Annotated in this window: 14 protein-coding genes and 2 pseudogenes; 10 read left to right on the top strand and 6 right to left on the bottom strand. The window is 58.8% G+C overall.

What is annotated here, in order from left to right; genetic code table 11:
* Positions 1-349: 349 nt before the first annotated feature.
* Positions 350-1,867 carry a carbohydrate porin gene (locus tag GNH96_RS13075; RefSeq protein WP_169604072.1) on the bottom strand — a complete coding sequence of 506 codons (1,518 nt, stop codon included), beginning with the start codon at positions 1,865-1,867 and terminating at the stop codon, positions 350-352.
* A gap of 11 nt (positions 1,868-1,878) precedes the next feature.
* On the opposite strand from GNH96_RS13075, the gene GNH96_RS13070 reads away from it, so the two are divergent.
* From GNH96_RS13070 to GNH96_RS13060, 3 genes are read left to right on the top strand one after another with little or no spacing between them, the layout of a single operon-like run.
* Positions 1,879-2,283 carry a transposase family protein gene (locus GNH96_RS13070; protein ID WP_169604071.1) on the top strand — a complete coding sequence of 135 codons (405 nt, stop codon included), beginning with the start codon at positions 1,879-1,881 and terminating at the stop codon, positions 2,281-2,283.
* Positions 2,284-2,328: 45 nt separating this feature from the next.
* Complete coding sequence (locus GNH96_RS13065) at positions 2,329-2,640, top strand: hypothetical protein (RefSeq protein WP_169604070.1); 312 nt, start codon at positions 2,329-2,331, stop codon at positions 2,638-2,640.
* A 26-nt stretch (positions 2,641-2,666) separates the two neighbouring features.
* Positions 2,667-2,897, top strand: coding sequence for a hypothetical protein (locus tag GNH96_RS13060; protein WP_169604069.1), 231 nt, complete (start codon positions 2,667-2,669; stop codon positions 2,895-2,897).
* 116 nt (positions 2,898-3,013) lie between these two features.
* Here the strand turns inward: GNH96_RS13060 and GNH96_RS13055 are convergent, their stop codons facing one another.
* A complete protein-coding gene (locus GNH96_RS13055; RefSeq protein WP_223163425.1) occupies positions 3,014-4,585 on the bottom strand; it encodes an 8-oxoguanine deaminase in 1,572 nt (523 codons plus the stop codon).
* 115 nt (positions 4,586-4,700) lie between these two features.
* Positions 4,701-4,856, bottom strand: a pseudogene (locus GNH96_RS13050) (IS1595 family transposase); the annotation flags it as partial.
* 205 nt (positions 4,857-5,061) lie between these two features.
* On the opposite strand from GNH96_RS13050, the pseudogene GNH96_RS13045 reads away from it, so the two are divergent.
* The 4 genes and pseudogenes from GNH96_RS13045 to tnpA all read left to right on the top strand — a co-directional run bounded on the left by GNH96_RS13045 (position 5,062) and on the right by tnpA (position 10,531).
* A pseudogene (locus GNH96_RS13045) lies at positions 5,062-6,525 on the top strand (transposase).
* Positions 6,526-7,113: 588 nt separating this feature from the next.
* Positions 7,114-7,776 carry a nucleoside deaminase gene (locus GNH96_RS13040; protein WP_169604068.1) on the top strand — a complete coding sequence of 221 codons (663 nt, stop codon included), beginning with the start codon at positions 7,114-7,116 and terminating at the stop codon, positions 7,774-7,776.
* A gap of 381 nt (positions 7,777-8,157) precedes the next feature.
* The gene (locus tag GNH96_RS13035; RefSeq protein WP_169604067.1) at positions 8,158-9,720 is read left to right on the top strand and encodes an FAD-binding oxidoreductase; all 1,563 of its coding nucleotides are present in this window, start codon (positions 8,158-8,160) and stop codon (positions 9,718-9,720) included.
* A 379-nt stretch (positions 9,721-10,099) separates the two neighbouring features.
* Complete coding sequence (gene tnpA, locus GNH96_RS13030; RefSeq protein WP_169604066.1) at positions 10,100-10,531, top strand: IS200/IS605 family transposase; 432 nt, start codon at positions 10,100-10,102, stop codon at positions 10,529-10,531.
* A gap of 134 nt (positions 10,532-10,665) precedes the next feature.
* On the opposite strand, the gene GNH96_RS13025 is transcribed toward tnpA, so the two are convergent.
* Complete coding sequence (locus tag GNH96_RS13025) at positions 10,666-11,409, bottom strand: hypothetical protein (protein WP_169604065.1); 744 nt, start codon at positions 11,407-11,409, stop codon at positions 10,666-10,668.
* Between the two features lie 829 nt (positions 11,410-12,238).
* On the bottom strand, positions 12,239-14,671 hold the full coding sequence (locus GNH96_RS13020; RefSeq protein ID WP_169604064.1) for an AMP-binding protein: 2,433 nt from the start codon (positions 14,669-14,671) through the stop codon (positions 12,239-12,241).
* A 194-nt stretch (positions 14,672-14,865) separates the two neighbouring features.
* Here GNH96_RS13020 and GNH96_RS13015 point away from each other — a divergent pair, with 194 nt between their 5' ends.
* The gene (locus tag GNH96_RS13015; RefSeq protein WP_169604063.1) at positions 14,866-15,522 is read left to right on the top strand and encodes a hypothetical protein; all 657 of its coding nucleotides are present in this window, start codon (positions 14,866-14,868) and stop codon (positions 15,520-15,522) included.
* Between the two features lie 107 nt (positions 15,523-15,629).
* Positions 15,630-16,259 (top strand): DUF47 domain-containing protein, encoded by a 630-nt coding sequence (locus GNH96_RS13010; protein WP_169604062.1) that lies wholly within the window; start codon positions 15,630-15,632, stop codon positions 16,257-16,259.
* Between the two features lie 79 nt (positions 16,260-16,338).
* Here GNH96_RS13010 and GNH96_RS13005 read toward each other — a convergent pair whose 3' ends face one another.
* A complete protein-coding gene (locus GNH96_RS13005; RefSeq protein ID WP_267313373.1) occupies positions 16,339-16,614 on the bottom strand; it encodes an RNA recognition motif domain-containing protein in 276 nt (91 codons plus the stop codon).
* 337 nt (positions 16,615-16,951) lie between these two features.
* Here GNH96_RS13005 and GNH96_RS13000 point away from each other — a divergent pair, with 337 nt between their 5' ends.
* A complete protein-coding gene (locus GNH96_RS13000; RefSeq protein ID WP_169604060.1) occupies positions 16,952-18,316 on the top strand; it encodes a DEAD/DEAH box helicase in 1,365 nt (454 codons plus the stop codon).
* Positions 18,317-18,381 lie beyond the last annotated feature (65 nt).

Below are 18,381 nucleotides of genomic sequence, written 5' to 3'. Positions count from 1 at the left end.
TCCACAGGGTAGCCCCGAAGCCTTGATCCAGAAGGGTGACTGGTGCGGATCAGCGATGATGCCGTCACCGACCGACCGAGAACCGAAGGCGCGTACTGGGTTGAACACGGCGCTTCGCGCCAGGAAAGACGAACATCGTGAACGGGCGCGAGTAGCAAACTCGTGCTATTGACCAGGGCCGGCTAAAGGGTGACCCCGTGGTTTCGTGGTTTTTCGGTTGCATGCCCGTTACCTCCGATGGGGAGTTCCGACGCAAGATTATGCCGGCAGCAGCGGGGTCTGGCCAGAAGGCTTTTTCAGGGGCACATGGGGAAGCGCTAAAGAATACGGCCAGAGGGGCTGGTTTTCTTCAAAAGAGAGTCACTAACTGGAATATCATCGAGGTGGCGGATGGGTAGCTTCCGTATGCACCATTAGGAATCCCTGGGTTGGGTACATAGGAAAACGTGGGCTGGAAAAAAACGTCGCCGATGACGTGGGCTTGGTAATAGAACTGGGTCAGTATTTCCGTTGATTGCGACCGAGGCGGGTTGTTTAGCCAGGAAACGCCGATGCCCAGGCCCAGCGAATCTTTATTACGGCCAGGAATCAGGCCGAAACCGGACAAACCCCCGCCCACGAATTCGTTGACCATCATGGTATGTGAATTGTTGATGCCATATTGAAGATATCCTAAAACCACTCCCTTGCCATGGGTTGTGTCAAGGTTCCACAAGCGATTGGATGCCGTTGCATAAATGCCTTGGGCACCAGTTTCCAGGTCGTTGCCCGTACCTAAGGTTCCGCTCTGACCCCAGCCGCCTACTGCAACCTTGCCAGGGTAGTCTCCAACCCATGAAAACCCGGCTTCGCTAATATTGAAATAATAGCTGTTAAAGGTTGGCCAGGCGTGAGTTCCCGTCTGCCGGCCCCTGGCCAAGGATCCATCGTAGATACCATAGGAGGCATAGAGGGTCTTGGTGGGTGCGGCCGTGACCGTGAGGCCCCAGGCCGAGTTGTAGTACCCCGGCATGACGCCGAGGATGGACGGGTTCACATAAATGGGAGTGAATAAAAGGCCGGTCACGGCGGCGACATAGGGCTTTTCGTCGGGTACCGGCAAGCGGCGGCTGACATTATTGAAATCGAAAGTCGGAATGCTCTTGCCTGCACGTACGATCACCTTGTCATCAAGCAAGGACTGACGCCACCAAAACTGATAAAGCTCGCTTCTATTCAGCGGTTCCGTTTCGGTCAAACCATTGTAGCCGGTTAGAACGCCGCCTCGTCCGTTGCTGTCCTGACCATCGAATTGCAGGAAGGTCGCGCCGAATGATGCGCCGGGAAGGCCACCCAAGCGGGCCAGGTCGAGTTGCAGATCGACAATGCCCATGCTGTTGAACGACGCACTGCCAGCCAACCGGCCTGACATCTGAATGTCGGCGTTGCCGATCCAGAGTCCCCCCAAACGCACGCCCGTATCTTCCGTCAAGCCCAGCGTCTGGCCCAGCCATCCGGTGCCGGTCAATACGTTGACCGCGCCCGGGTTTCCTGCGATACCAACCTGCTTGCTGCTATAGCCACTTTCGTTGAGATGGTTTGCCGGTTTACTTGATGCGGCCGCTGCTTTTTGCCGGTGCTTTGATTTTTCCTCGGAAACAGGATTAATGGTGGGTTTGTCATCCGACTGCGAATGGGTTGCCTTTGGTGCCGGAGATTGCTGCTCGGCATTCGCCTGCATGTTGGGCAGACAAAAGGCCAGTAAAACTGCTATTACAGACCACGGATGCTGTTGCTTATTGTTATTTGGACCTCCCATAATCGATGCCATGGTAATTCCAGGGCTGTTCAATGCTGAAAAATTGATGCAAGAAGTCGAGATTTTCAAGGAGGTTCCCGTTGTCCGCCCTCAAACAAAGTCTGCTGGCCATCCCGGATCATCGCCGTGCCCAGGGGCGGCTATTCGACCTGCCGCATCTGCTGCTGTTCAGCATCTTGGCGATCATGAGCGGCGCGACGTCGTACCGGCGCATTCATCAGTTCCTGTACACCCATCAGGTGGCTTTGAACGCGGCCTTCGGTTGCCGGTGGCGCCGCGCGCCGGCTTACAGTTCGATCCGCCATGCCTTGCAGGGCTTGGACACGCAAGCCATGGCGCCGCATTTTCGCGCCCATGCCGCGCGCTTGGCCGAAGGGGCGGCCGTCATCACGCTCAATGGCAAGACCTTGCGCGGCAGCCTGGACCGTTTCGAGGACCGCAAGGCCGCCCAGGTGCCCAGCGCCTCATCGAAACCTTGGGGCTGAGCGGGCGGCTCGATACGCTCGACGCCCTCCACCTTCAAAAAAACGGTGGAAACCGTGCTCGCCACCGGCAACCACCTCCTGGTGCAGCTCAAAGGCCATCATCCCAAGCTGCTGGCGGCAGTGCGGATGCTGTGCCAGAGCCGAGCCCACGCCGAACAGAGCTACACCGTCGACCTGGGCCGGCGCAACCGCATCGAACAGCGCACCGTGCGCCTGTGGCCGCTCCCGTCGGGCAGCGGCACCGAACCTTGGCATGACCACTTCCAGACCGTGATCGAGGTGCAGCGCCAGACCGAAGTTTTCCATCCCTGCCACCGCTGCTTCGAGCCCCGCCAGGCCCCCCGGCCTATTACCTGACGACCTGCACGGCCTCGGCGGCCACCATGGCGCACCTCATCCGCGGCCATGGGGCCATCGAAAACCGCCTCCATCATGTGCTCGATGTCTCCCTCGGCGAGGACTCAAGCCGCATCCGCAAAAATCCCGGCGTCTTTGCCCTGCTGCGCCACTTCGCCTTGAACCTCTTGCGACACAAGGGACAAACCCCCATCCGCTCCGCCCTTTACGACAATGCCATCAGCCTACACCGGCTCTTGGCCTATGAAGGTATTTAGCGTTGAACAGCCCTGATGGTAATTCGGCCAGAAATTTCCTTTGCGGAAACCTTATATCGATGACTCCAGAATTCCGCGCAATGAGCTGAATCTTGCCCATTGCGCGGGTTCGCTACTTAGCCCGACACGACTCGCCGCGCTGCTCGGTTGCACTGAGCGATCACATTGGGCAGGTCCAGAGTCGTGACATGGCCTTGTTTGACGATGTAACGGCCGTTGATCACCGTGTAGTCGGCGGTTACCGGTGCGCAGAAGACGATCGAAGCCACGGGATCGATCATGCTGCCTCCGGCGAAATCCACCCGATTGAGATTTACGGCGAAGAAGTCGGCGCATTTGCCTGGTTCGAGAGAACCGATATCGTTTCGTCCCAATACGGCTGCGCCGCCCAGGGTCGCGATCTCCAACGCTTCCCTCGCGCTCAGCCATTGTTTCTTGTCGGTCGGAGGGCCGCCAGGAGTGTTCGCCAAGTTGAGCCGCGCCAACAACATCGCCTGACGAGCCTCGGCCAGTAAATGCGATCCGTCGTTGCTGGACGAACCGTCGACGCCAAGGCCTACGTTGACACCCGCTTGACGGTATTTCCACACCGGGGCGATGCCCGAGGCGAGCCGCATGTTTGAACAGGGGCAATGGGCCACGCCGCAACCCGTCTTGGCAAACATCGAAATTTCGGCGTCGTTGATGTGTACCGAGTGCGCAAACCAGACGTCTTTGCCGACCCAGCCGAATTTTTCCATCAGACCCGCGGGGCGCACGCCGTATTTGTCCAGCGTGAAACGCTCCTCATTGGGCGATTCGGCGAGATGGGTATGCAGATTCACCTTATATTTTCGCGCCATCTTGGCAGATTCGACCATGAGGTCGTCGGTCACCGAGAACGGTGAGCAAGGCGCCAGCACGATACGGGTCATCGCCCCATGCTTGTCGTCATGGTATGTCTCGATAACCCGCTGTGAGTCTTTCAGAATCGCGCTTTCTTCTTCGACGCAACTATCCGGCGGCAAGCCGCCTTTGGACGCGCCAAGCGACATGCTGCCACGTGATGCATGGAAACGCATGCCGAATTCGGCAGCGGTATGTATTGCGTCGTCGATCTTGCAACCATTCGGGAAAACATATTGATGATCGAAAGCGGTCGTGCAGCCGGACAGGGCGAGTTCCGCCAGACCAACCTGAATGGCCAGCTTGACGTCATCGGGCTGCATGCGCGCCCACATGGGATACAGCACCTTGAGCCAGTTCCAGACGTTGCCGTCCTGTGCGGCAGGCACTACCCGAGTCAGGTGTTGGTACAAGTGATGATGGGTATTGACCAGCCCCGGAAGAAGGATGTGATCCTTGAGGTCCAGCACTTCGTCGGCGGTTTTCGGCAGACTGCTGGTCGGGCCGACTTGCTTGATGACGCCTTCCTCGATGTACAGGCCACCGTCTGCAATTTCCCGGCGACTGCCATCCATCGTAACCATCACGGTCGCGTTTTTTACAAGCATCGTTTTCGGGCCTTTACGGTCCGAACCGGCGGCTTTTTTGGATTTTGGTGCCGCTAGGCCTCCTTTGCTATCGACACTGAGCGCTAGTCCAGCCGCGACGGCAGAACCGGTAGTCAAGAATTCTCGCCGGGTAAACCCTTGGTGGCCTGAGTCGTCGGCAAGCCTCTCCCCATCTTTAAATTCAAACTTATTCATCCACATCTCCCTTTTCTTCTGTGTTCGATCAAACAGGAAGCTCCCGGATGCACTGATAAAGCCCGAACAGCCTTTTCGTATCCAGGCGGATAGTATACCGGAAAAATATTGAGGTTCAGACAAAAAGTTCAGCGTCCTGCAGATCGCGCTCCGGTCTGGGTGGCGGGGCCACAGCGGCGACGAGCAGACGCCTGAGGATTGAGGTTAAATCGAGGCGACGATTGAAACGGTATTGAACCTCGGCAAGATAGCGATGAGCGTATTTGGCGAACCCCGCTTAGTACGTTTCGGGAAGATACCAGCTCAGTGCGATGCTCCGCACGCGCTGGCCAATCGCGTAGTTGATGAGAATACCCAGCTCAGAAGGCCGAGCTGGTATGGGTCTACCTGAATCCGTGTTCATGATCCCGAAATAACAATCCAACACATTGATTTAATGAGATAATTGAGCGCAATTCAACCTCACCCAAACGACCATGCCGCACTTTGAAGTCAAGCACTCGAGCAAGCTGCAATTGACCTCGTATGCAGGGCTGGCCCTGATTGGCCAATGTTGTCAAGCGGCGCAGGTGGAAGCGGTGATCGACGGGAAGATTCCCGTATCGCAAGGCATGCGCACATCAAGCATCGTCAAGAGCATGGTGGGGGCTTTTGAGTCTGGGGAAGAGTGACTTCGAAGCCATCGAGCCATTCCGGACGGATCGATTCTTCAAGGAGGCCCTGGGTCTGTCCAATGTCCCGAGTAGTGTCTGGAACGGTAAGCGGCTCGATGCCAAGGCGGAGGCGATCCGGGAGCGGGTCGACGAGCTGTCCCTGCGCCTGCTGGAACGGACCGAAGCCCCCATCACCGCCCACCGAGGCGATGTCTGCGTCGACATCGACACCGTCGCCCTGGACAACAGCGGGACGAAGAAGGAAGCGGTCACGCGCACTGACCTGGGCTTTGACGGCTATACCCCGATTGCAGCGTACCTTGGCAACGAGGGCTGGGCCATCGGTCTGGAATGGCGACCGGGGTCGCAACACTCGGCGAGCGAAACGGAGTACTTCTACGAGCGGCTCTTTCCCCGGATCGAGCGCCTGGTCCAGGCCGATCAACCCGTCCTGCTGCGCGAGGACAGCGGTTTCGACAGCGCCCGCCTGCTCTTTGCCAAGGTCGAGGAACGGGATCGACTGGCCCTGCTGGGCCGCTCCTTTGACTTCCTCTGCAAGTGGAACCCGCGCCGCCAGGACAAGGCCGCTTGGGTGGCCCAGGCAGAAGCAGCGGGCGCCTTTGAAGAGACGCGTCCCGGCAAGCGCATCGCCCTCTTGTCTGTCGAGGTCGAGCGCGCCTGGGCCAAAAAGACGCGCCGCTTCCGGCTGATCGTTCAAGTCACCGAACGCACCATCGACCAGCCCGAAGGGCGCAGGACGCCACGTCGTGGCGGTCCTGAGCGAAGCGAAGGATTCGGCGCAGCCGAACACAAGAACGGCCAGCATCTGTTGGTCCCCGACATCGAATTGCAGGGCTGGTGGACGAGCCTTGATGCCACGCCGCAAGAGGTCATTGACCTCTACAAGCACCACGGCGTGCATGAGCCGTTCCACTCCGAGTTGAAGACCGATCTGGATATGGAGCGGCTGCCTTCGGGCCAATTCGACACCAATGATGTCGTCCTGCATCGGGCGGCCTTCGCCTACAACGGCCTGCGCTTGCTGGGGCAGTTGGGGCTCACCGGCGAGGATCGCGCCGCCTCTACACCCGGCCAAACGTCGGCGCTATCCGAGACGGTGCTGCAGGAGATCATGTACCGGGCAGCGAACCCTTCGACTGGCTCAGGACAGGGTTCGTGGCCCATGCCCGCCGCCTCGTGCTGGACTTCGGGCGCAGCGTAGCCGCGCATGTGAACGTGTTCGTGGCGCTGCAAGAGCGCTTGCGGCGAGCGGCGGCTTCGGGATGAGACCCACTGGCGGACGAACTCCCGTGGTGAACACCTCTTCCGACCCGTCGGAAGGGTCTGCCCTGCACGGAGCACGGAAAATGAGCCGATTTCGGGCGAAAGAGAGGCCGATTTGCTTAAAACCCCCTATCGATGCTTCCCCGGATCGGAGTGGTCCAAGGCAAAAGCCGGGGCCGATTGCTGAAAAATCATGCAATCAGGCCTTCAGGGTTGTTGTGAGGGTTGGGGAACACGGATTCAGGCAGAGGATTGCGTGCTGCTGCATTTGGGGTCGCCGAGTATTACGAGAATTTCATGGTACGATGCAGCGGGACGGTGCTGCATGGGCCTACCGGGACGAGCTATCAGGTTCAGTCTAAATGGACATTAGTGCGTGCACCTTGGGAGCCTTAGCAGCGAGATCGGTAAATTAAAGGTTACCCGTTACGCCCGAAGTTGATCGTCGGACTCCGAGCGCCAAGGACAGCGCATTTGCAGTACAAGCTTCGAACGGCACGTCACCCTTTTTCTTCTCGGGGCGTACCATTCCAAGGGGAGCGTTTTGTTATTGCGACAACAACCATACCAAGTCCATTAGGAGACTCCGAAATGAGCGCAGAACAAGAAAACAAGCCTGAACATTCAGAGCAAGCATTGGATGCCGATACCACCCGGATTTACGCGGTGTCCCGCCGTAATTTCCTGCTTGCTGGCGCAGCGGCCGGCGCAGGCCTCTATTTTGGAGCCGGCGACGCGCTTGCCAAATCCCCTGCCGGCGGCAAAGCAGCTGAACCCGTGACGGATAAAGATCGCGAATATATGCGAGAGGCCATCCGTCTCATGCGGCAAGCTGGAGTCGTCGACAAGACAGGTGGCCCTTTCGGCGCCGTTATCGTCAAGGACGGCCAAATCCTGTCCGCCACGGGCAACAGCGTCATGAAGGACAAGGACCCTTCCGCCCATGCGGAAGTGAACGCTATTCGGCAAGCTTGCCGCAAAATCGACAGCCATGATCTCACTGGCGCAGTGCTTTATTCGAGCTGCGAGCTGTGCCCCATGTGCTACGCCACCGCCTATTGGGCACGCATCAGCAAGGTCTTTTACGCTGCCAGTTGGGCGGACTACGACGATTTGTTCGATGATCTGGTGCTCCACAAGGACATGGCAAAGCCGTACTCCCAGCGCAAACTGAAACCGCAACAGATCCTGAGGGACGAAGGACAAAAGGTCTGGGCGGAATTCCGAAAAGTGCCCGACGGCGCACGTTACTGATCGCTTGCCCAACTCAATCCGGGAGCCACGGCGAGAGCCTATACCCCCGCCGCGGTTCCCGGGCATGCGCGCGCCCAACGGGGCTTGGCGCCTACGACACCTTTCTCCGCATCATCGCGTGGAGCGTCAGATGCCTGAGCCGAAGACCAACGCATCCAAAGGCACACTGGCACGTCTCTTCATTTCTCTCTTGCTTGTCTGTGCCGGACCTGTGCCAAATGCCTGTGAACTTTTTCAAGACAGGTTCCAAAAGACGGCAGGGTTTACCGCTCAGCGATCATTGGTGCGCGCGCTTTACCCAGCCAAGTATTGGTTATTCGAAGTGCCCTAGGCGTTGTGGTGCTTGACTAGTTGTTCAACCCGGAGAGGCTCGTGGTTACTATGAAAACAGATTGCACGAAAAAATCAGGAGCGGCCGAGTCTTCGTTGGATATTAGCGCAGATGAATTTTGTGCGATGTCTCGCCGTAATTTTCTTGTTATGGGGGCGGCGGCAACGGCTGGAGTCTATCTGGCAGGAAGTGAAGCTGTCGCCAGGCAATCGGGCCGTACCGATAAATCTCCCGGTAACACCGTAGCCAATAGCCTGTCCTTGTTGAAGGATGTCGATATTTATTTTCCTGGGGATGAGAGATACGGGTCGTTTCTAGAGGGGCTGTTTTCGAGAGAGGCCGGCCAAAAAAAGCCTAGCGCAATAGTCTGTCCAAAAAAGCATGAAGATATCATGCGCTTCGTCGAGATTGCTGTCCATGACAAGTTGAAGTTCACTGTTTGCGGCGGCGGTCTTAGTTCATTGTCCGTTCAAACGGACATGATCTGTCTAGCGCTTAATGTTTTCTATAATAAAGTAGAGGTTTTGGATAGGGATGGGTGTACTATTGTAAAGGCGTGTGGCGGAGCAAAGGTCGGGGACATCGTTGCTATTTTGAAAAATCACGGACGCCATATTCCTGTTGGCGTGTCGCCAATGCCTGGTTTGGGACTCGTCATGCGAGGCGGAATAGGGCATTTGTCGCGTAGCGAAGGTTTGACTTGTGATCATATTTCTCAGGTAAATTTTGTTACTGCCTGCGGCGATAATTTTCTCCTTGATGCCAACTGCGCTCGGCAATATCTCTGGAATGCGGTTCGCGGGGCGGCACCCAGGTTTGGTATCGTCTCTGAAGTTTATCTGGACACCGTGCCTGGCACCAAAGTGACCGTATCACGTTTGACCGCGGATACAGGCATGTTAAATGGCTGGATGGAAAATGCGGATAAATTGCAGGATAGCGTGTCGGCTTCTTTTGTCTTAGGGTCTGATAGCGTTAAGCATATGAATCCTGTATTTTATGGCTATTTGGTTCACCAAGGTAGCAATGAAAACGCTTTGGCTGAATTAAGCTCGGCGCAGAAAAATATGACAGGAGACGCAAAACTCTCTTGGCTTGAGGAGGCGCATGTCGTGGATTATGCTCAAATGCCGCCATTCGATGTGCCTCTGCGTGATTCCGGAGAGCTCGGCGGTGAAATGATTCCGGTCGTGAAGAGCTACTTGGTTAAGAATCGAGTAGTTAAGAGGATGGGGGAGGTGTTGTTGAACGCAATACGCACAGCTCCGAATCAGTTTTGCCGGATTGATTTTCAGCATATGGGTGGCGAGGTGCGCCGAATCAAGAATGGCTCTGTTTTTTCCGGAAGAGATGCTGACTGGAATGTTGTCGTGACTGGATTTTATTATGCGCACTCATTGCCTGATGAGGTGGAGAAAACAACTGCTTGGGTTAAAAACATTATGCACCGGATCAATGCCGCGATAGTTGGGGTGTATAGCGTTGAGATAAAAAAAGATACTCCTGAAACAAAGCATGAACTCGAGATGGCATTCCGCAACAAATTGAGCCTATTGCATAGGCTGGCAGCTAAATATGACCCGTACAACTTGCTAAGTCATTACCCCCTGTAGCAGTTTTTGGAACCTGCGCCGCCCTCATGCGGAAAGTAATGGGCTCCTGGAATGACCAATTTCCGGAACGTCGCCGTTTTTCGCGAAACCCGTGGGAACATCCCGGTCACCCTCGGGAGCAAATTATGGCGAGGACTTTGCCTTCGGCGACCGGCGCCGTTCTGGTTCCGACTCGGCTCCCACTCGACGCCGCGTCGGTTCCCTTATGTTTTGTCTCCACCCATGATGAAGCCGCGGACTCCTACAAAACATCCGGGCCTAAGGCTTCGGCGGGGGCATCGCCCGTGAGTCCCCCGGCTCTGCCGGGGGGCTCACGGGGTTTGACCTATGCGGCGGTCGCCGTGAACCTGAAATCTCGACCAAGAGATAGAGGTTCACGATGAAAGAGTACCAGAGTCTTTCCCACACGCGATGGGATTGTAAGTATCACGTGGTGTTCATTCCCAAGAGGCGGAAGAAGCAGCTTTTTGGGGCGCTGAAGCGGCATTTGGGCGAACTGTGCCATGAGCTTGCCGGGCACAAGGATTCGAAGATCGTGGAGGGTCATCTGATGGCGGACCACGTTCACATGTGCATCAGCATCCCGCCGAAGTACGCGGTGTCGAACGTGGTGGGTTACATCAAGGGTAAGAGCGCGATTCAAATTGCCCGAAAGTTTGGCGGTCGTCAAAGGAATTTCAGCGGAGAGAATTTCTGGGCCAGGGGCTACTTTGTTTCTACCGTGGGACTGGATGAAGCTAGGGTTCGGGCATATATCCGCCGGCAGGAACAGGAGGATGAGCGTTACGACCTGATCAAGCCGGGGCTGTAGGTAGCCGCCTTGGGCGGCTCCCGATTTTAAGGCGCCTTTGAGGCGCTCACCCAATAAGCCCCCGGCTTTGCCGGGGGTGATTTAACTTACGGTGTGTTATTTCGGCCATTTCCCAGGAATCGGGAGATTGGCGTCTATGTCTTCCTTGGAGGCGTTGACATGAACGGTGTAACCATCGCCGCAGGCGGCAGGCAGTACCCCTGAACTGGGACCACGTTTGAACTCGATCCGCAATTCATTTTCGCCGATGCCATGTACGGCATTAGGAAACTTCGCGGTGGGCTCGGCGATCCAAATGTTCGCATCGCCGAGTTGGGGGTGACCCCAAGCTTGCATATGTCTGCGCCCACAGGATGCACCACCAGACGAGTTGCACAGGACGCCTCGACGAAAAAGACTGGGGTGACGACGAAGGGGACTTCGGCGTAAATACGGCCGCCCGGAGGGACTTTCCCATTGGTCGAGTTGAAGCCGAGCACATTACCCAACGCATCAGTTATTGGCCTTCGGTTCTTGAATACGCTACTGTCGACCAAGGGTGTCACCTGACCTATCAATGAGCCGCCTTGGATGACATCGTTCAGATCGACGATTCCATTTCCGTCCGTGTCCTGAATCTGGCCACCGTCGTCGCGACTGAGGACAGGATTGACCGTCGGCAACAAAAAGCTTTGAGCAATGATTGGGCGCGGCTTAGCACCGCGGAGTTGCTCCTCACAGCCGTGTTGAATACGGTACTTGGCGGTTACCCACTCTTCGACGATCTCGCCGTTGGGAACGATGATCAGCGAGTGAGCCCATACGCTTGCTGTGATGCCATGTAAAATGCCAGCCACTGCAAGTGCGCTTAACTTTTTGGAAATTGTCGTGCCCGACATGAACAGATGCTCCTGTATTATAAGTTGGAAGTAATGGCCCGCCCCTCTTTCAAACGGCTCACGTCGTTAATGTTTCCGGGCGGGGGGGTGCTGAGTGCCTTATTCCATATCGGGCTCTGGTCCGAGTGAATAAGGCGTCGAATCCCAAACACGGCGAGCGGGAAAGCCGGGGATGCGTCTGACGCATGAGTGTTCGGCCTCGCTCTTGAGTTTAAGAAACACCCAGATGACGACCGCTTTTCGGACTCAGAATTTATGCAAAGATATGCCGAATCAAGTAACGCGCCCAAAAAATGGCTCGCCTCGGCATGTCAATGTAGCACGATTTATGCCGCAAGAAGATTGTCCTTCAATGGCTTGATTCTTCGAGCCCGAGCGGACGAATCGCTGAGTGAGTGAATGACGACTCCCTCACCTAGGTCTTATAGGTGTTTTGCCGTACCTTGTGCGGCAAAACACCTAGCCCAGATATTTCGAGCAGCGAGTAAGTGAACCGGGTTTTTCGGATACTCTATTTCTTGAGAGGATGGAGTCATGAACAAGATATCGAGATTTTCACCGGAGGTTCGCGAGCGGGCTGTCCGGTTGGTGTTTGAATACCGTGGGTCAGGGGTCGAAGATCGGCTCGATTGCCAGCAAGATCGGGTGTACCGTCGAGACGCTCCGGAAATGGGCTAACAGAATTGAAGCCGGAAAGATTTGCTTCAGGAAAGCCCGAACTGGTGTGACCATCCCCGAAATGAGACAAGTTCTGTGCCGTTACGGGAGCTCTGCTCATTGTCCGTGGATTGCAGACAATGGGCCAGAGCGGCGCGATCGGCCGGTGAAATCACAACGCAGGATTTTTCAGCAAGCTCCCCAGTGCCGCTTCGATCCGGCTGAGCATCTGCCCGTGGGTTTCCGTCACTCCCGCCCGCAAGGGGGCGCCGAAGCGCACACTCACGGTCGCTACGGCGCGCGGCACGATCCTGTCCGGCGGCATGACTTTCTCGGTGCCCTCGATCACCATGGGCACGACGGGCACGCCCATGTCGACCGCGATGGTGCCGGCACCCCGGCGGAGCGGCTGAATGCCCAGTCCGCCGCGGTTCATCTGGCCTTCCGGGAAGATCAGCACGTTCCAGCCGTCGTCCAGCAGGCGGCCGATGAGTTCGAGGCCGGGGCGGATGTTCTCGTCGGGGCCGCTGGGCAGGGGGAAGGCGTTGAGCGAGAGTTCGCCGATCGGCACGGCCCAGCGGTAACGGGTGTACAGCACGCCGGTCGCCGCGGCGATGGCGAGGCGGTAGCGGAAGCGGTGGGGCAGGGCGAAGCTGGCGATGGCGGAGTCGAGATAACTGCGATGGTTGGCCATGAAGATCACCGGGCCTTCCAGCGCCGCCAGATGCTCCTGGCCGTGGACCTGAAGCCGGCAGAACGGTGTGATCCACCACTGCAGGAAAATCTTCTGCGCCAGGGGACGCAGTTTCGAGGCCCAGGATGACAGCGACCAGCGAGGATAGGCGGCGAGCCTCGGCAGCCGGCCTTGGCGCCGTACCAGCAGGTTTTCGAGATCGGCCACGGTCGTCAGTGGGCCGATATCGGTTTCATCCAGGCAGACGCCGAGATCTTCTTCGATACGGGCCACGAGTTCGATACGGAGCAGCGAATCGAGTCCCAGATCGGAGACCAGCCGGGTCTCGGCGCTCAACGGGCCGGCCTCGGGCCCGACAACATGGGCCAAGAGTTGCCGGAGCGGCGTCGTCCGGCCGGGCGAGACCGCTGCAGCCGCCGGCTCCCGCCGCAGCCGGCGCAAGACCTCGTCTTTCTTGACCTTGCGGGTGACCGAGCGGGGGAAGTCCGGCTCCGGCCATACCGACCAGCTCATGATGCGCTGATGCGGCGCCAAGTGGCGGTTGGCCTCCGCGACGATGTCGGCGGTCCGTGTTGCTTCGCACAACAGTACGGCGTGGATCAGCGTGCGCCCGCCGGTCTCCAGTCCCACCACGGCGCTGTCGGCGACGCCCGGAATCCGGTTGAGCACGGCCTCCAGATCCTCGGGAAACACATTTTCCCCTCCCGGCCCCAGGATCATGTAACGCTTCCTGCCCGAGACGTACAGGAAGCCGTCGGCGTCGAGATGGCCGGCGTCGTCGGTCTTCAGCCAGCCGTCGATGAAAGCCGCCTCGGTGCGCTTCGGGTCGCGGAAATAGCCGGCCATGACCATGGGGCCCTTCACCAGGATTTCACCGTCGGGGGCGATCCGCAGTTCGACCCCTGCCAGTGGCTTGCCGACCGAGCCGATGCGGTGATCCTTGGGGGTGTTGGCGGCGATCACCGGACTGGTTTCGGTGAGGCCGTAGCCCTGCAGCACTTCGAAGCCCAGCGCCCACCATTTCTCTTCGACGACCGGATCGAGCGGGGCGCCGCCGCAGACGATGGTCCGCAAAGAGCTGGAAATCCGCGCACGGATCCGGCCGCGCAGCAACGGGCGCAGGAAGCCGGGAATCCTGCCGATGCGGGCCTCCAGCCGGTCCATCATGGTCTTGAGGACTTCCGGCACGGCGACCAGATGGGTGGCGGGGGTAAACGCCAGGGCTTCGAGCACGCTGCGGGTGGTCGGTGCCGCGAGGTAGCTGACCGAACAGCCGGCGGAGAGCGGGCAGAACAGGCTGGTCATCTGGCCATAGACATGGAACAACGGCACCAGGCTCACCACGTGGTCGTCCGGTTCGAGCGGAACGGCGCGGGAAACCGCGTCCAGATCGGACAGCAAGTTCGCGTGGGTGAGCATGACGCCCTTGGGGTCGCCCGTGGTGCCCGAGGTATAGATGATCTCGGCGAGCCGGCTGGGAGCGGCGGGATCGCCGGGCCGATCGGATTTCGCCGCGCCGGGACGTTCGATGTCGATGACGGGCAGAGGGAACGCTTCCCAGCGGCAGCGGGGCGAAGCCAGAACCAGCCGGGGTTCGGCCGATTGCACCAGGCGGTCGAGCTGTTCCGGAGGACTTTTGGGATTGAGCGGAACCACGACCGCGCCACGCGCGGCAACGGCGAAGAATGCCGCCACCCAGTGAGGCGAATTTTCGGCGAAAAGGAAAACCCGGTCGCCGGTCCCGACGCCACCTTCGGCCAGCAACGATGACAGATGCTGGACCCGGGCTCCGAGCTCCTGGTAGCTCCAGCGGAGAGTGCGGTAGCGCGGACGGTACTGCATCGCGAGCCGGGAGCCGTAACGGCCGACCATTTCATCCAGGAATTCGGAAAATGATTTGACCGTTTCCATTTGCTTGGCCTCGAGGTTGCGACAGGGACGGTATTTTAAGGATACTGCCATTCCTTGGCCGCATCCGCCCGAGCGTCCGGACCTTGTCGAATCGAGGTCTGCCGCCGGGGACGGGCGCCAACCGCCGATTGCATTAGAAGCCGTGCGGCCAAGTATCATGAACTCCCAGGGTTTTCCGCCAAGCGACTTGCCACATGAAAGACAAGGCCACGGATGCGGCATTTCTTGCCAGGATCGACCGGCTCAAATATCGGATCGCTTTCGGCAACATGGTTTTCCTCCTTTTCGGTACGATCCTGCTGCTGGGTCTGGTCGGGGTGTTCGCCGACCTTCGCCCGGGAACTTGGCTCAAGTATTTCGACCTGGACCGCGAGTACACCGTCCCCACGCTGTTTTCGGGCGGTTTGCTCCTGGCGGCTGCGTGGGAATCCTTTCGCGCGGCATCTTCCAGGCGTCTCGATGCCTGGGCATTCGCGCTCGCGGCCCTGTTTTTCGAGATGGGATTCGATGAACTCCTGATGATCCACGAGCGAATCGAGCAGGCCGTCGGCGTCGACTGGCAGATCCTTTACCTGCCGGTCATGGCCTTTGCCGGCATCGGCTGGCTTTTTCTCTTTGCCCAGTTGCCGGATCGTTGGCAAAAGCGATTATGGGCCGCCGGCGCAGGGGCATGGGCGGCATCCCAACTGTTGGAGGCCGCCGAATGGGGATGGGGGGCGGAGAGCGAGATTCCCTTAGCCGGATATCTCTATCTGGTGCCTGTCGAGGAATTGCTGGAAATGTCGGGCTCGTCGTTTTTTCTGCTGGCGCTGCTTCATTTGAATGGCAGCTGCTCAGTTTCACGGAATTGACGCGAAACGGTAACGCCCCGGAAGCGGAAGCCGGCGATTCATCATGGTAGTTTGTAGCGGGCTATATTTCCCGTATCCCGCCGTTTCGTTCCCATGCTGAATTCGATATGAATTTCGATCACGCCGACCGTTCACTCAAGAAAATATTCCAGGATCATCTGAGCTGCAGCCTCGAATGCGGTCGGGCTCTGGAAAGGCTTTTTGCCGACCTCGACGCCGCCGAACCGCATATCGGCCTGATCCGGCAGCTCGAAGAAAAAGGCGATGCGCTGATGCGCGAAGCCTATGATGCATTGGAGATCGCGCCCTATTCCGAACTGGTGCTGTTGATCCAGCAATTCGCCAGGCATGTCGACGACATTCTGGACGGCCTGAACGACACCGCCCGGGTGATCGACATTTTCACGCCGCAGCAGGCGGAAGCCGCCGCCCTCGATCTTCTCGCGATTACCCTTTCGATGGTCCGGCGGTTGTCGGCGGAAATGGACCACTATCCGCGAAACGAACTCGCGAGCATCAAGCAATGCAGGGAGGAGCTCAAGGCGTCGGAGGCGAGCGCGGACCTGGTGTATCACGCATGGCGGAAGTCACACCGGCGTTACAGCACCCTGTCGCTCCTGGCCGAATCGGACTGGACCGAGATTCTGGGAATCCTGGAAAAAACCACGGATTCCTGCTATCACGCGGCGCTTCTACTCGAGCGTATCACCAAGTATCGGCTGCGGCAGGCTTCGTGATGCGGGGCATGCCGGCCTTCCGCGTGACGGATGGCCGGCAGGGTACCCGATTCCGAGCCTGCAATGGTGCCGTTCCCGGTCAGTACCGCCTACCGCCGCCGCCCCGCTTGACGTCGCCACCGCCGCCGCGCCTTTCCGGCGGACGAGCTTCATTGACCATCAGATTGCGTCCATCCATATCCTTGCCGTTGAGCCCGGCGATGGCGGCTTGCGCCTCCTGGTCGCTGCCCATTTCCACGAACCCGAATCCCCTGGACCGGCCGGTGGCGCGATCCATCACCACCTGTGCCGATTTCACGGTGCCATACGCCGCGAAGGTCCGTTCCAGATCGGCGTCGCCGACACGATAGTTCAAGTTGCCTACATATAGCTTGCTGCCCACGAAAGACCCCCCGTCGAGGTTCATGAAAACCCGCGGTCAACAATAAAACAAAAATGCTCCATTCGACAGGGGGAAAAAGAGAAATATTCATCGTTTCCCGCGCTGTACGGGGGATGTTCGCAGGCGAACGGGAGGGAGGGCATTTGCTGGGTGACATCGACGCCGGATCCCCCTATAATCATCCGTGGCACGTTCAACCAATCACCGTGCCGTCTGCTCGTCATTCCCTCCCAATACATTGATTCGTCTGCCTCGATTGGTGCCGCCTTGCTTGCGATGCGGCAGGCCGTCGCAGGACACTTACCTTAATATGTCATCAGAACTGAATTCTGCCGGCCCGGCGTTCGCCGATTTGGGGCTGGCTCAACCCCTTTTGCGCGCGGTTTCCGAAGCGGGCTACGTCAATCCCACGCCCATCCAGGCTCAGGCCATACCGTTGCTGCTCGCCGGTGGCGATCTGCTCGCCGCGGCCCAGACCGGAACCGGCAAGACCGCCGGTTTCACCTTGCCGATTCTGCACCGCTTACTCGAAAACCAGGCTCCTCGCCGCAGCCGCCGCCCGCGCTGCCTCATTTTGACGCCGACCCGCGAACTGGCGGCGCAGGTTCAGGCATCGGTCGAAACCTACGGCAAACACGTTCCGCTGAAATCCACGGTCATGTTCGGTGGGGTGGGACTCAACCCGCAGATTCGTGCCCTGGAACACGGGGTCGACATCCTCGTTGCCACACCGGGCCGGCTGCTCGATCACTGTGGGCAGAAGACCGTCGATCTTTCCGGTGTGGAAATCTTCGTGCTCGACGAGGCGGACCGCATGCTGGACATGGGGTTCATTCGCGACATCCGACGGATTTTGGGGCTGCTGCCGAAACGGCGGCAGAACATGTTGTTTTCGGCCACCTTCTCGGACGAAATCCGGGCGCTCGCCGACGGCCTGCTGAACAATCCCGGCTACGTCGAAGTGGCGCGCCGCAACGCGGCTTCCGATCTGGTGGACCAGACCGTCCACCTGGTGGCCCAGGAGCACAAGCGCGATTTGCTGACCCATTTGATTCGCCGGCACGACTGGCGTCAGGTGCTGGTGTTCACCCGGACCAAGCACGGTGCGAACCGGCTGGCGGAGAAACTGGCCGAAGACGGCATTCCGGCCGCGGCGATCCATGGCAACAAGAGCCAGGCGGCGCGCACCAAGGCGCTGGCAGACTTCAAGGACGGCCGGGTGCCGGTCCTGGTAGCGACCGACATCGCCGCGCGCGGCCTGGATATCGACCAGTTGCCGCACGTGGTGAATTTCGAGTTGCCGAATGTGCCCGAGGATTATGTCCATCGCATCGGACGCACGGGGCGTGCCGGCAACGCCGGTTCGGCGGTGTCGCTGGTGGCGAAGGATGAGCTGAAGCTGCTGAGCGGGATCGAGCGTTTGATCAAGCGGCCGATCCAGCGCGGGATCGCGGACGGCTTCAATCCGCCGCCCCGTCCGCAGATCGAGCGCAGGGACGATCGGCCACGGCGCCCGCAAGAGGCGCGCGATGCGGGTGGACGGCAGTCTCCCGGAAGCCAGCCGAAGGCACGGGCGAGTTTGGGGACTCGTAGCGCCGCCCGGCATTCGCCGAAGCCGCAACAGCGGCGGGGGGGCGACGGATTGCGCAGCCAGGGTGGCGGCAAACGGGGCTGACGGCCGCTCGGCCTTGCCGGCTTTCGGTGCGCCGTCGTTCTTTTCGCGCAACAGTTTGTTACTCC

Origin of the sequence: Methylococcus geothermalis (assembly GCF_012769535.1) — a bacterium.
GTDB classification, from domain to species: domain Bacteria; phylum Pseudomonadota; class Gammaproteobacteria; order Methylococcales; family Methylococcaceae; genus Methylococcus; species Methylococcus geothermalis.
Note: the sequence above shows the minus strand (reverse complement) of the source record. Positions and strands in the feature narration are given on the sequence as shown.